Source organism: Halegenticoccus tardaugens (assembly GCF_004116405.1).
GTDB classification, from domain to species: Archaea; Halobacteriota; Halobacteria; order Halobacteriales; family Haloferacaceae; genus Halegenticoccus; species Halegenticoccus tardaugens.
Window position 1 is genome coordinate 204,142 of sequence record NZ_SDIC01000009.1, and the last position, 12,172, is coordinate 216,313.

The 12,172-nt window shown below is 70.0% G+C and carries 14 protein-coding genes; 6 read left to right on the forward strand and 8 right to left on the reverse strand.

Going from position 1 to position 12,172, the window contains the following annotated elements; translation table 11 throughout:
* Positions 1–11: 11 nt before the first annotated feature.
* Positions 12–1,202, reverse strand: a complete 1,191-nt coding sequence (locus tag C3L37_RS21320; protein ID WP_129116558.1) for a TIGR04347 family pseudo-SAM/SPASM protein — start codon at positions 1,200–1,202, stop codon at positions 12–14.
* The gene (locus C3L37_RS25460; protein WP_267195352.1) at positions 1,199–1,330 is read right to left on the reverse strand and encodes a hypothetical protein; all 132 of its coding nucleotides are present in this window, start codon (positions 1,328–1,330) and stop codon (positions 1,199–1,201) included. The genes C3L37_RS21320 and C3L37_RS25460 overlap by 4 nt, the downstream gene beginning before the upstream one ends.
* Positions 1,331–1,486: 156 nt before the next feature.
* On the opposite strand from C3L37_RS25460, the gene C3L37_RS21325 reads away from it, so the two are divergent.
* Entirely contained in the window at positions 1,487–1,786 is a 300-nt protein-coding gene (locus C3L37_RS21325; protein WP_129116559.1) for an Htur_1727 family rSAM-partnered candidate RiPP, read from the forward strand.
* A gap of 11 nt (positions 1,787–1,797) precedes the next feature.
* Here the strand turns inward: C3L37_RS21325 and C3L37_RS21330 are convergent, their stop codons facing one another.
* Together C3L37_RS21330 and C3L37_RS21335 are read right to left on the reverse strand one after the other, a co-directional pair.
* Positions 1,798–2,619 carry an SDR family NAD(P)-dependent oxidoreductase gene (locus C3L37_RS21330; RefSeq protein WP_129116560.1) on the reverse strand — a complete coding sequence of 274 codons (822 nt, stop codon included), beginning with the start codon at positions 2,617–2,619 and terminating at the stop codon, positions 1,798–1,800.
* 160 nt (positions 2,620–2,779) lie between these two features.
* Entirely contained in the window at positions 2,780–3,994 is a 1,215-nt protein-coding gene (locus tag C3L37_RS21335; protein ID WP_129116561.1) for an acyl-CoA dehydrogenase family protein, read from the reverse strand.
* A gap of 87 nt (positions 3,995–4,081) precedes the next feature.
* On the opposite strand from C3L37_RS21335, the gene C3L37_RS21340 reads away from it, so the two are divergent.
* The 4 genes from C3L37_RS21340 (at position 4,082) to C3L37_RS21355 (ending at position 8,175) form a co-directional block, all read left to right on the forward strand.
* A complete protein-coding gene (locus C3L37_RS21340; RefSeq protein ID WP_129116562.1) occupies positions 4,082–5,155 on the forward strand; it encodes a phosphotransferase family protein in 1,074 nt (357 codons plus the stop codon).
* Between the two features lie 124 nt (positions 5,156–5,279).
* Complete coding sequence (locus C3L37_RS21345) at positions 5,280–7,298, forward strand: 3-hydroxyacyl-CoA dehydrogenase/enoyl-CoA hydratase family protein (protein WP_129116563.1); 2,019 nt, start codon at positions 5,280–5,282, stop codon at positions 7,296–7,298.
* Positions 7,298–7,747 (forward strand): PaaI family thioesterase, encoded by a 450-nt coding sequence (locus C3L37_RS21350; RefSeq protein WP_129116564.1) that lies wholly within the window; start codon positions 7,298–7,300, stop codon positions 7,745–7,747. Before C3L37_RS21345 ends, C3L37_RS21350 begins: the two co-directional genes overlap by 1 nt.
* The gene (locus C3L37_RS21355) at positions 7,744–8,175 is read left to right on the forward strand and encodes a MaoC/PaaZ C-terminal domain-containing protein (RefSeq protein ID WP_129116565.1); all 432 of its coding nucleotides are present in this window, start codon (positions 7,744–7,746) and stop codon (positions 8,173–8,175) included. Before C3L37_RS21350 ends, C3L37_RS21355 begins: the two co-directional genes overlap by 4 nt.
* An 81-nt stretch (positions 8,176–8,256) precedes the next feature.
* Here C3L37_RS21355 and C3L37_RS21360 read toward each other — a convergent pair whose 3' ends face one another.
* On the reverse strand, positions 8,257–8,775 hold the full coding sequence (locus C3L37_RS21360) for a winged helix-turn-helix domain-containing protein (protein WP_129116566.1): 519 nt from the start codon (positions 8,773–8,775) through the stop codon (positions 8,257–8,259).
* Between the two features lie 94 nt (positions 8,776–8,869).
* Positions 8,870–10,009, reverse strand: a complete 1,140-nt coding sequence (locus C3L37_RS21365; protein ID WP_129116567.1) for an acyl-CoA dehydrogenase family protein — start codon at positions 10,007–10,009, stop codon at positions 8,870–8,872.
* A 101-nt stretch (positions 10,010–10,110) separates the two neighbouring features.
* On the opposite strand from C3L37_RS21365, the gene C3L37_RS21370 reads away from it, so the two are divergent.
* Positions 10,111–11,172, forward strand: coding sequence for a zinc-dependent alcohol dehydrogenase family protein (locus C3L37_RS21370; protein ID WP_129116568.1), 1,062 nt, complete (start codon positions 10,111–10,113; stop codon positions 11,170–11,172).
* A gap of 29 nt (positions 11,173–11,201) precedes the next feature.
* Here the strand turns inward: C3L37_RS21370 and C3L37_RS21375 are convergent, their stop codons facing one another.
* Both C3L37_RS21375 and C3L37_RS25920 read right to left on the reverse strand, forming a co-directional pair.
* The gene (locus C3L37_RS21375; RefSeq protein WP_129116569.1) at positions 11,202–12,035 is read right to left on the reverse strand and encodes an enoyl-CoA hydratase/isomerase family protein; all 834 of its coding nucleotides are present in this window, start codon (positions 12,033–12,035) and stop codon (positions 11,202–11,204) included.
* Between the two features lies 1 nt (position 12,036).
* A partial coding sequence (locus C3L37_RS25920; protein WP_146333956.1) for an AMP-binding enzyme occupies positions 12,037–12,172 on the reverse strand: 136 nt, incomplete at its 5' end.

Genomic DNA, 12,172 nt, shown 5'->3' on the forward strand with positions numbered 1-12,172 from the left:
AACCGCGCCGGCTACGGCGCTGCCGTGCCGATCTCGTCTTCGGTCAGGTAGCACTTCGGGTCGGGCGCGAACACGTCGCCGCAGACGCTGAGCGCCCGGAGCCGCGAGCCGCCGCGGCAGATCGAGCGGTAGCGACACGACGCGCACCGGCCGGAGAGGCCGTCGGGACGGTCCCGGAGCGCACGCAAGATCGGATTCGTCTCGTCCTCCCAGATCGCGCCGAACGGGCGATCGCGGACGTTGCCGAGGCTGTAGCCCTGCCAGAACTGCGTGGGATGGACGTTCCCCTGGTAGTCGACGTCGGCGATGCGTTCGCCCGCGGGGTCGCCGCCGTTGACTTCGAGCGCCCGGTAGATCCGGTCCGCCGCCTTCTCGCCGAGTTCCTCGCGGGCGTACTCCACGAGGTACCCCGCGTCGGCGTAGTTTCCGACGAGCAGCGTTTCGATCTCCTCGCCGCGGGCGTGGTACTCGCGGGTCACGTCGCAGACGCGCCGGATCGCCTCGCGGGTCTCCGCCGGCGACAGGTCGACGTCGCGGATGTCGGCCCCGCGACCCCCGTAATCGAGGTGGTAAAAACAGAACCGGTCGACGCCGAGGTCCGACAGGAGGTCGACCACCCCCTCGAGGTCGGGCGCGTTCGCCCGGGTGATCGTGTACCGGAGTCCGGTCTTCAGCCCCGCGTCCATGCTCGCCTCGATGCCGCGGACCGCCGCCTCGAACGCGCCCTCCTTCCCCCGGAACGCGTCGTTTCGCTCCGGCAGGCCGTCGACCGAGACGCCGACGTACCGGAGGCCGGCGTCGCGGAGTCGGGCCGCGCGCTCGGGCGTGATGAGCGTCCCGTTCGTCGAGAGCACGGGCCGGAGCCCCCGGTCGGCCGCGTGCGCGACGAGGTCGGCGAGGTCGTCGCGGACGAGCGGCTCGCCGCCGGAAAAGAGGACGACCGGGACGCCGTACGCGGCGAGGTCGTCGAGCAGCGCCTTCCCCTCTCCCGTCGTCAGCTCGCCCGGTGCCGTCTCGGTGTCCGCCGCCGCGTAGCAGTGCGAACAGTGGAGGTTGCACTGCTTCGTCAGGTTCCAGACGACGACCGGGCGGCGTTGCTTTCGCTCCGTGATCTGCTCGCGCGACGACTCCGCGCCCGCGTCGTAGCGGAGGCCATCGCTCTCGCTGTCGAGGTCGCAGAGGAGTTTGCTGACGGATATCACGCGGCGTCGCCCTCCCGGCGATCCGGTCGCACCCCTCCGCCGAACGTTCCGACGAACGCGTCCCGCCCGCGGTCGGTCGCGCCGCGCGGCCGATCCGAAAGCGTCGGTCGGTCTGGCTCGGTATCCATGCCCGACGTTCGAACGACGGAGAAAAACGCCCCCCGACGATTCCCGGATCGCGGGAATCGCCGTCCGGCGTGGGTCGAGGGAACAATTTCGCGCCGACCGCTCGGGCCGAACATCATCGGAGAAGGTCACTTCTCGCTCCGCTCGGAACCCACCGCATGGTCGAACTACCAACGCGATCGCGCGTCGGCGACGAGCCGCGCGCGGCCGTCGGGCGCGAGTGGGAGGTGTTCGTGCGGCAGACCGCGGAGGAGCCGCTCCGACACGTCGGAAGCGTCACCGCGTCGGTTCCGGACGAGGCCTACGAGCACGCGACGAGGCTGTTCGCCTGGTACGCCGCCGACGTGTGGATCTGTCCGGCGGACGAGACGCGCCGGTACTCGACGCACGACCTCGACGAGAACGCCGAGCCCGTCCCCTTGTCGAGCGGCGACGAAGCGCGGACGTACGAGGGGTGACGACGAGGGCGCTACGCCTCCGGGGACTCCTCGATGCGCGGGACGCCCTGCGCGGTGATCGTCTCGCCGACGACGTACGAGGAGGCGGGGCTGGCGAGGAACTGCGCGACGTCCGCGATCTCCTCGCTCGTTCCGATCCGCCGTTCCACCTCGTCGCGGTCGACGTTGTCGGCGGAGACGCCCATCTGCGATTCGACGCCCGGCGTCGCGACGAACCCCGGTGCGATGCAGTTGACCCGAATCCCCTCTTTCGCCCACTCGTAGGCGAGCGTCGCCGTGAGGTTGATGATACCGGCCTTGGCCGCGCCGTAGTGGCTCATGTACGGCGATCCGCGCTGGCCGGCGACGCTCGCGACGTTGATCACCGCGCCCCCGCCGTCGTCGCGCATCACCCCGCCGGCGACCTGCGTGCAGTGGTACGTGCCGGTGAGGTTGCTGTCGACGATCGTCTCCCAGCCGTTGGGCGAGATGTCCTCGAAGGAGGCCATGAACGACGCGCCGGCGTTGTTGACGAGGCAGTCGACGCCGCCGAACTCCTCGACGGTCGCCTCGACCAGCGCCTCGACCGCGTCGCGCTCGCGCACGTCGCACTCGACCGCGAGGGCGCGTCCCCCCTCGCTCCCGTCTCGCCCCCCGTCGCCGTCGTCTCCCCCCTCGCCGTCGGCGGCGTTTATCGCCTCGGCGACCGGATCGACGTTCTCCTGCTCCCGCGAGCAGACGACCACGTCCGCGCCGTCGGCGGCGAACCGCTCCGCGATCACCTCGCCGATCCCGCTCGACGCGCCCGTCACGATCGCCGTCAGTCCCCCGACGCCGAACTGCGTCGTCGTCATCGATCACCCTCCCCGTCAACTGACGTGCCGTTTTTTGTTTCCATCGGTAACTCGTTCGCTCCGTGCGCGTCCATCGTTAATCAATCCACCGCCGGGTCCTCGCGCCGAGAGCGCGCGGGCCGCACGGGCGACAGACGGCTGCGCCTCCGCGCGGCGACGCTCACCCGTCGTACCGCGTGATCCCCTCGATCGTCGACTCGTCCGCCCGCTCGAAGGCGTCGCGCGCGATGACGCGTTTGTGGACCTCGTCCGCGCCGTCGACGATGCGGAACGCTCTGACGTTCTCGTAGAAGTCGGCGAGCGGGAGGTCCTTGCCGATGCCGTTGCCGCCGCACATCTGGAGCGCGTCGTCGATCGCCTCCTGTGCGACGTTCGCGGTGAACACCTTGCACATCGAGACGGGCACGCGCGCCTCCTCGCCGGCGGCGACGCGCGCCGCGGCGTCGCGCACCATCGTCCGCGCCGCGTGCAGGCGCGTCTCCGCGTCCGCGACCGCGTAGCGGAGCGACTGCTTCTCGGCGAGCGGTCCGCCGAACGCCTCGCGCTCCGCGACGTACGCGGTGGCGATCTCCAGCGCGCGTTCGGCCATCCCGGAGTAGCGCATGCAGTGGGTCAGCCGGGCGGGGCCGAGGCGCCGCTGGGCGTGCGCGAACCCCTCGTTCTCCTCGCCGAGCACGTTTTCCGCCGGAACGCGGACGCCCTCGTACCTGATCTCGGCGTGCCCCGTTCCCGTGACGCCGCCGCCGACGTGCGGGATGTCGCGGACGACCTCGACCCCCGGCGCGTCCGCGGGCACGAGAAACAGCGAGCAGCCGGCGTAGGGGTGCGCGTCGGGGTCCGTCCGCGCCATCACGATGAGCACGTCGGCCTCGCTCCCCTGCGTCGTCCACCACTTGTGGCCGTCGATGATCCACTCGTCCCCCTCCCGCCTGGCCTCGGTGCGGAGCATCTTCGGGTCCGAGCCGCCACCCTGCATGGGTTCCGTCATCGAAAATCCGGATGTGATCTCGCCCGCGACGAGCGGACGGAGCCACGCCTCCTTCTGTCCGTCGGTGCCGAACAGTTCGAGGGTGTGCATGTTCCCCTCGTCGGGCGCGTTCACGCGCATCGCGGTCGGCCCGAGCAGGCTCCGGCCCGCCTCCTCGAAGAGCGGCAGCGCGTCGCGGAAGTCGACGCCTATCCCGCCGTACTCCGTCGCGATCTGCGGCGCGTAGAGGTCGCGCTCGCGCGCCTCGGCCCGCAGCGACGCGACCGTCTCCTCGTCGACCGGGCCGTCCCCGAGAACCTCGCGCTCCGCCGGAATCACCGCGTCGTCCACGAATTCGCGCGCCCGCGCCGCGAGCTCCCGCGCGGTTTCGGAGTCGTCGTAGTTCATACGCCGCACACACTCTCGAACAATGTAAAACTGATATCCGATATAAATTAGTGTCGTTAGCCCGACGGTCGGAGGGAGGAGGATCCGATGGGCGAAGACACCACCGACGGGGAGTACTTCCGCCGACTCGTCGACGAGGACGCGCTGCGGGGGTACCTCGCGGCGGAACTCGGCGACGCGGCGGCGTACGAGATCGAGCGTCACGAGGCGGGCCACTCGAACGAGACGCTGTTCGTGACGTGGGGTGAGCGCGAACTGGTGCTCCGGCGGCCGCCGCCGGGGGCGGTCGCCGAGACGGCCCACGACGTGCTCCGCGAGTACCGGGTGATGGACGCGCTGCAGGGGACGGCCGTCCCGCTCCCGCGGACGGTGCTCGGGTGCGACGATCACGACGTGCTCGGGTGCGACTTCTACCTCATGGAGCGCGTCGACGGCGACGTGCTGCGCGACGCGGAGCCGGCGCGGCTCGGGACCCCGGAGCGACGGCGTCGGATCGGCGAGGAACTCGTCGACGCGCTGGCGGCGATCCACGGGATCGACTACGGGGCGGTCGGCCTCGGCGACTTCGGGCGGCCGGCCGGCTACACCGAAAGACAGGTCGACCGCTGGCGGAAGCAGCTCGCGTGGGCGTTCGAGCGGACGCGCGATGAGCGGGCGGTGCCCGAACTCGAGACCGTCGGCGAGTGGCTCGCAGACGACGTGCCGTCGTCGCACCCGCACGCGCTCGTCCACGGCGACTACAAGCTCGACAACGTGATGTTCGCCCCCGACGCCCCCGAGATCGTCGCCGTCCTCGACTGGGAGATGAGCACGCTCGGCGACCCGCGGGCGGACCTTGGCTGGATGCTCTCGTACTGGCGCGACCCGAAGGACCCGGAGCCGGCGGTGCCGGAGCTGACGGCGACGTTCATGGAGGCGGACGCGTACCCGACGCGCCGGGAACTCGTCGCCCGCTACGAGGAGCGCACCGGAATCACATTCGAGCGCGAGCGGTTCTACCGGGCGCTCGCCGTGTACAAGCTCGCCGCGCTCGGGGAGATGTTCTACCGGCGCTACCTCGAAGGCAACAGCGACGACCCGACCTACCCGAAGATGAGAGAGCGCGTCCCCGCGCTCGCCGAACGCGCGCGGCGGATCGTCGACGGGGACGAACCGCTCTGAGCGGGGTTAACGAAGTTTCTGTTTTCTCCCATTTTTGAATCATTGGTTCGAAACGGGCCGAATTGGTTTACGGTGGTAAGGTCTCTCCGGTGGAGTTAAGCCGATCGTCGCCGCACCACCGGCCATGACGCACGTTGACATCGACCGCGTCGCGGTGCTCGGGTCCGGAAACATGGGCCACGGCATCGCGGAGGTGGCGGCGATGGCCGGCTACGGGGTCGCGATGCGCGACGTCGATCGAGAGCGCGTCGACGAGGGGTACGAGAACGTCCGGTGGAGCCTGGAGAAGCTCGAAGCGACGGGCGCGCTCGACGAGCCGGCGTCCGCGGTGCTCGACCGCGTCGACGCGACCGTCGACCTCGAAGCGGCCGTCGAGGGGGCGGATCTCGTCGTCGAGGCCGCCCCCGAGCGGCTGGCGCTCAAGAGGGAAATATTCGCGGAACTCGACGAGATCGCGCCGCGGGATGCGATCCTGGCGTCGAACACGTCGAGCCTCAGCATCACGGAGATCGCCGCGGCGACCTCGCGCCCCGATCGAGTCGTCGGGATGCACTTTTTCAACCCGCCGGTGAAGATGGACCTCGTCGAGGTCATCTACGGCGAGCGGACGGCCGAGGGAACGGCGGAGCGGGCCCGCGGGTTCGTCGAATCGCTCGGTAAGACGCCGATCTACGTCCGCAAGGACGTTCGGGGATTCGTCGTCAACAGCGTCCTCGGCCCGTTCGTGAGCGAGCCGGCGTGGATGGTGTCGAACGGCGAGGCGACGATCAGGCAAGCGGACGCCGCGATGGTCCACGAGCGCGGCTACCCGATGGGACCGTTCGAACTCTCCGACCTCACGGGGATCGACGTCGGCTACCACGTCCGCGCGGAGGCCGGCGAGCCGATCGCGCCGATCGTCGAGGAGAAGGTCGAGGCGGGGGACCTCGGCCGCAAGACCGGCGCGGGGTACTACGACTACGAGTCCGGCAACGGCCCCGACTACGAACCCGAGGACGCGGCCGGGTTCGACGCGCTCCGCGTCGAGGCGCTGATGGCCAACGAGGCCGCGAAGCTCGTCGGCGACGGCGTCGCCACCGCGGAGGCGATCGACACCGGAATGCGACTCGGCGCGGGCTTCCCCGAGGGACCGTGCCGGCGGGCCGACCGGATCGGCCTCGACGCGGCGCTCGATCGGATCCGATCGCTGTACGAGGAGACGGAAGCGGACCGCCACGAACCCGCCGGGTACCTCGTCGAACTCGTCGAATCGGGCCGGACGGGCGAGGACGCCGGCGCCGGCTTTCACGACTACGGGGCGTCGAACGCCGCTAACGGGTGCGACGGCTCGACCGCCGAAGTCGGCACGTCGACCGACGAGTCCGAGGCCCCTGGCCCCTACCGCTTCCTGAACTACGACCTCGACGGGGACGGGTTGCTGGCGGTCGAACTCGACCGACCCGAGCGGTTGAACGCGCTCTCCTCGGCTCTCCTCGGCGAGATCGACGACCTCCTCCGATCCGTCGACGCCGACGCGGTGCGCTGTGTCACCTTCGAGGGCGCGGGCGACCGGGCGTTTTCCGCCGGAGCGGACATCGGCGGGTTCGACGGACTGGAGCCGACCGACGCGATGGACGTCACCCCGGCGTTCGAGACGGTTCACGACTTCCCGCGGCCGACGGTTGCGAAGATCGACGGCTACTGCCTCGGCGCGGGGCTGGAACTCGCGCTCGCGTGCGACCTCCGGATCGCCACCGAGGGCTCGACGTTCGGGGCCCCGGAGATCGGCCTCGGGTTGATCCCCGGCGGCGGCGGCACGCAGCGTCTCCTCCGGCTCCTCGGCGAGACGCGCGCGAAGGAACTCGTCTTCCGGGGCAACCGCGTCGACGCGGAGCGGGCGGCGGCGTGGGGACTCGTCAACAGGGCGGTCCCCGCGGCGGAGTTCGACGCGGTCGTCGCCGAGTTCGTCGAGGACCTCCTCTCGGGGCCGCCGCTGGCGCTGAGGGTGGCGAAGACGGTGATGAACGAGGGCGCGAACGCGAGCCTCGACGCCGCGCTCGCGATGGAGAGCCAGGGCTTCGGGCTCCTCGTGGGGACCGACGACGTTCGCGAGGGGACGGCCGCGTTCCGCGAGGAGCGCGAACCGACGTTCCGGGGGGAGTGATGAACGAGCCGCTGACCGACGAACACGTCGCGGGCCTCGAATCGTTCGTCGCGCGCCACGGCTTCCTCTCGTGGCTCGACCTCGCCGTGGAGTCGATCGAGCGCGGACGGGTCCGGCTGTCGGTCGCGTACGACGAAAAGCTCGCCAACCCCGGCTCCGAGGTGCGATCGATCCACGGCGGGATCGCCGCGACGCTCGTGGACACCGCGAGCGGGTTCGCGCTCCGGACGGCCTTCGAGGACCCCGCGGCTGCCCGGCTGACGACGACGGACCTCGACGTCTCGTACCTCCGGCCCGCGACCGCCGACCTCTCCGTCGAGGCGGCGGTGGTGCGCGCCGGTCGGTCCGTCGGCGTCGCCGACGTGACCGTCGAGAGCGAGACCCCGGACGGCGAGCGCGCGCAGGTCGCCGTCGGCCGGGCGACATACCGCCTCTTTCGGGACCGATGAGTTACGACGAGACGACCGTCGGGGATCGGCTGGTCACGGCCGGGCGCACCGTCACGGAGGCGGACCTCGTCAACTTCGCGGGCGTGAGCGGCGATTTCAACCGCCTGCACACGGACGCGACTGCGATGACCGGGTCGGCGTTCGGCGAGCGGATCGCACACGGCGCGCTCGTCTTTTCGATCATGACGGGGCTGCTCTGGCAGGCCCGCGAGGACGGCGACGCGGTCGTGGCGTTCTACGGCGTCGACGACCTCCGCTTTCGCGCGCCGACGACCGTCGGCGACACCGTGCGCGTCGAACTGGAGGTCGCGGACAAGCGGCCGACGGAACACCCGGAGGCGACCGGGATCGTCAGCTACCGCGCCGAGGTGAAGACGGCCGACGACGCCGTCGTCCTCTCCTGTACGCTCCTGTCGCTCCTCAGGTGACGGACGCTCCTGTCGTTCCCCAGGTGACGGACGCTCCTGTCGTTCCCCAGGTGACGGATCGTGCGGGGCGAAGGCTCCGCGTCAGGTCTCGTCGCGGAGGCGGCGGAAGATCTCCGGATCCGTCCGGAACTTGAGCACGTTGTGGACCACGGAGTTTCGGAGGTTCGAGACGACGCGCCCGTGCCGTTTGTAGAACTCGTGGATCCACCTCGACTCCTGCTCTCTGTCCCGGAACATCATCACCGACTTCCACTGGTACTCGCCGTCCGAGAGGAAGTAAAACAGCGTGTGCTCGTCGTCGCGGATGTACTCCATCGCGGCGCGCCACTCCTCGGCGAAGTGCTCGGGATCGAACTTGAACTCGAAGAGGCCGAAGATGTAGTACTCCTCGTTCGGGATGATCGCCTCGCGGAACACGCCCTCCTCCCGCATCTTTCGGATCGTCTCGCTTACCGTGACGTGCGAGACGTCGATGTCGTACTCCGAATCGAGGATCGCGGTGAGCTCCCGGGAGGAAAGCTGCGGGTCCGACGCCAGCTCCTGGAGGATGATCACGTCGCGCTCCTTGAACGACCAGTCCGGCTTGTCGCGTTCGGTCATCGGTGAATCTGTCTGATCCCGCGTAGTGGTCCTTTCGGTCGCGTCGGTCGGGTCCTCTCGTCGCGTCGGTCGGGACGAGCGGTGACCGAACCCCTCAGAGCACCCGGTCGGCGATGATGTTCTTTTGAATCTCGCTCGTCCCCTCGTAGATCTTCGTGATGCGCGCGTCGCGGTAGAAGCGCTCGACGGGGTGGTCCGTCACGAACCCCGCGCCGCCGTGGACCTGGATCGCCTCGTCGGCGACGTCGACCGCGTGCTCGCTGGCGAACAGCTTCGCCATGCTCGCGTACTTCGCCGCGAGTTCGGCGTCGCCCGACTCGACGTGCGAGGCCGCCCGGTAGGTGAGCGACCGCGCGGCCTCGACGTTCGTCGCCATCTCGGCGATCTTGTGGCTGATCGCCTGGTACTCGCGGATGAGCTTGCCGCCCTGCTCGCGCTCGTTCGCGTAGTCGACCGACTCGTCGAGCGCCGCCTGCGCGACGCCGACCGCCTGCGCCGCCACGCTCGTCCGACCGTCGGCGAAGAAGTTCATCAGCTGGTAGAAGCCGCGGTCGACCTCGCCGATGACGTTCTCCTCGGGGACGCGGACGCCGTCGAGGACGATCTCCGCGAGGTCCGACGCGCGGATTCCGAGCTTGTTGTCGATCTTCGTCGCCTCGAACCCCTCGGCGTCGGTCGGCACGAGGAACGCCGTGATCCCGCGGTGGCCCGCCCCCCGGTCCGTCTTCGCCATCACGACCGCGAGCTCCGCGACCGTGCCGTTCGTGATCCACATCTTCGTCCCGTCGAGGACCCACCCGTCTCCCTCCCGCTCCGCCCGCGTCTCGATGCCGGCGACGTTCGAACCGTGAGCCGGCTCGGAGATGCACGAGCAGGTGGCGATCTCGCCGCTCGCGACCTTCGGGAGCCACTCCTCTTTCATCCACTCGTCGCCGAACTTCTGGATCATGCTCGTCCCGAAGCCGCGGCTGCCGATCGCGCTGCCGATGCCGGGATCGGCGCGCCACAGCTCCTCCGTGACGACGATGCTCGAAAGGAGATCCATCCCCGCGCCGCCGTACTCCTCTGCGATCGTCGGCGCGACGAGATCGTACCGCGCGGCCGTCTCGACGAGGTCGTGCGGATAGCGCTTCTCCTCGTCGTGCTCGCGGGCGACCGGCCTGATCTCGTTCTCGCCGAAATCGCGGACGACGTCGCGGATCGCTCGCTGCTCGTCTGAGAGCTGGAACGTCATGGCCGTATCTTAACTTCCATTGTAAAATATCTTTTCCGACTTTCTAAAACCGTTAATTCCGGAGGAAACACCTATGGCGGCGCGGGAAGAACTGTCGCGCCATGCGCGCGGCAGTCCTCGAAGCGTACGGCGAACCGCTGTCGATCGAAACCGTTGACGCGCCCGAACCCGACGACGACGGGGTCGTCGTCGAGGTGGAGGCGTGCGGCATCTGCCGGTCCGACTGGCACGGCTGGCAGGGCGACTGGGACTGGATGGGGGCGAAGCCGCCCCTGGGTCAGATCCTCGGCCACGAGCCGGCCGGGCGGATCGTCGAGGTCGGCGACGAGGTGACGACGGTCTCGGCGGGCGACCGCGTCGCCGTTCCGTTCAACCTGAGCGACGGAACGTGTCACGAGTGCCGGAACGGCCACGCGAACGTCTGCGAGAACGTTCTGCCGCTCGGGTTCGCCGAACCGGTGCAGGGCGCGTTCGCCGAGGAGCTTCACGTCCCCGCGGCCGACCAGAACGCGGTCGCGCTGCCGTCCGGCGTCTCGGCCGTCGACATGGCCGGGCTCGGGTGTCGGTTCATGACCGCTTTCCACGGGCTGGCCCACCGCGCCGACGTCCGCCCCGGCGACTGGGTCGCCGTCCACGGGTGCGGCGGGGTGGGACTCTCCGCCGTCCACGTCGCCGACGCGCTCGGGGCCAACGTCGTCGCCGTCGACCTCACCGACGAAAAGCTCGAGGTGGCGCGGGCGCTCGGCGCGGACGAGACCGTGAACGCCGCCGATGCGGAGGACGTCCCGGGCGCGGTGCGCGCGCTCACGGACGGCGGCGCCCACGTCTCCGTCGACGCGCTGGGGATCGCGGAGACCTGCCGCAACTCCGTGTCGAGCCTGCGCCGACGCGGACAGCACGTCCAGATCGGCCTGACGACGCAGGACGAACGGGGGACGGTCGAGCTACCCACCGACGCGATGGTGATGCAGGAGATCGACTTCCTCGGCTCGTTCGGGATGCAGCCGACCCGGTACGACGAGATCTTTCGGATGGTCGACCGCGGCAGGCTCGATCCGAGCGCCGTCGTCTCCGAGACGGTGGCGCTCGACGACGTGCCGGACCGGCTGGCGGCGATGAGCGACTACGAGACCGTCGGCATCCCCGTCGTCGACGAGTTCTGAACCGTTCTATCGCCCTCGAACGTCGCCTCTCACCGCCCCTCGAACGCCGGCTCCCGCCCCTCGAAGAACGCCCGGACGCCCTCCTCGTGGTCCGCCGAGTCGAAGACGACGCCCTGCGCCGTCGCCTCGTCGACCATCGCCGCGCGGACCGACTTTTCCGTTCCCTCCCGGAGGAGCCGCTTCGCGTGCCGGAGCGCGACCGTCGGTCCCGAGGCGACGCGCTCTGCGAGTTCGTCGGCGCGCGCGTCGAACCCGTCCGCCGGGTACACGCGATTCACGAGGCCGAGTTCGCGGGCGCGCTCGGCGTCGACGATCTCGCCGGTGAACACGAGCTCCTTCGCGACGTTCTCGCCGACGAGTCGGGGCAGGAGCGCGGAGGTCCCGGCGTCGACGCTCAGGCCGACCTGCCTGAAGACGAACCCGATCGACGCCCGCTCGCTCGCGAGCTGGAGGTCGCACGCGATCGCGAGGTTCGCGCCCGCGCCGACCGCCGGGCCGTCGATCTTCGCGACCGTCGGCAGCGGGAACTCGACGAGCCGCGCCATCGTCTCGCTCGTCGTCCGTTCGAGTTCGCGGACGCGCCCGTCGAGGTCCGTGTCGTCGGCGAGGGCCTCGCGCATCAGGTCGACGTCGCCGCCCGCCGAGAACGCCTCGCCGGCGCCCTCGATCACGACGCACCGGGCGTCCGCGTCCTCCGCCCCGTCGAGGGCCGCGCGAAGCCCCGTCGAGAGTTCACGGGAGAGGGCGTTGCGACGCTCCGGGCGGTTCAGCGTGATCGTCGCCACGCCGCCGTCGACGGCGAGGAGCACCGGATCGTCGTTCGCGCCGTTCGCGTCGTCCGCTCCATCCGATCCGCCCGCCATCTCAGTCCCCCGCCCCCGTCGTCGGCTCGCGTTCTTGCAGTTCGAACTTCTGGACTTTGCCGGTGGTGGTGCGCGGGAGTTCGTCGACGAACTCGATCTCGCGGGGGTGTTTGTACTCGGCGAGGTTCGAGAGGCAG

Excerpts from the sequence above, each read along its gene's own strand:
- C3L37_RS21340 (WP_129116562.1), top strand. The coding sequence starts at position 4,082 with ATGGGCGAAGACACCACCGACGGGGAGTACTTCCGCCGACTCGTCGAC.
- C3L37_RS25460 (WP_267195352.1), bottom strand. The coding sequence starts at position 1,330 with ATGGATACCGAGCCAGACCGACCGACGCTTTCGGATCGGCCGCGCGGC.
- C3L37_RS21325 (WP_129116559.1), top strand. The coding sequence starts at position 1,487 with ATGGTCGAACTACCAACGCGATCGCGCGTCGGCGACGAGCCGCGCGCG.
- C3L37_RS21330 (WP_129116560.1), bottom strand. The coding sequence starts at position 2,619 with ATGACGACGACGCAGTTCGGCGTCGGGGGACTGACGGCGATCGTGACG.
- C3L37_RS21350 (WP_129116564.1), top strand. The coding sequence starts at position 7,298 with ATGAACGAGCCGCTGACCGACGAACACGTCGCGGGCCTCGAATCGTTC.
- C3L37_RS21360 (WP_129116566.1), bottom strand. The coding sequence starts at position 8,775 with ATGACCGAACGCGACAAGCCGGACTGGTCGTTCAAGGAGCGCGACGTG.
- C3L37_RS21375 (WP_129116569.1), bottom strand. The coding sequence starts at position 12,035 with ATGGCGGGCGGATCGGATGGAGCGGACGACGCGAACGGCGCGAACGAC.
- C3L37_RS21345 (WP_129116563.1), top strand. The coding sequence starts at position 5,280 with ATGACGCACGTTGACATCGACCGCGTCGCGGTGCTCGGGTCCGGAAAC.
- C3L37_RS21335 (WP_129116561.1), bottom strand. The coding sequence starts at position 3,994 with ATGAACTACGACGACTCCGAAACCGCGCGGGAGCTCGCGGCGCGGGCG.
- C3L37_RS21355 (WP_129116565.1), top strand. The coding sequence starts at position 7,744 with ATGAGTTACGACGAGACGACCGTCGGGGATCGGCTGGTCACGGCCGGG.
- C3L37_RS21365 (WP_129116567.1), bottom strand. The coding sequence starts at position 10,009 with ATGACGTTCCAGCTCTCAGACGAGCAGCGAGCGATCCGCGACGTCGTC.
- C3L37_RS21370 (WP_129116568.1), top strand. The coding sequence starts at position 10,111 with ATGCGCGCGGCAGTCCTCGAAGCGTACGGCGAACCGCTGTCGATCGAA.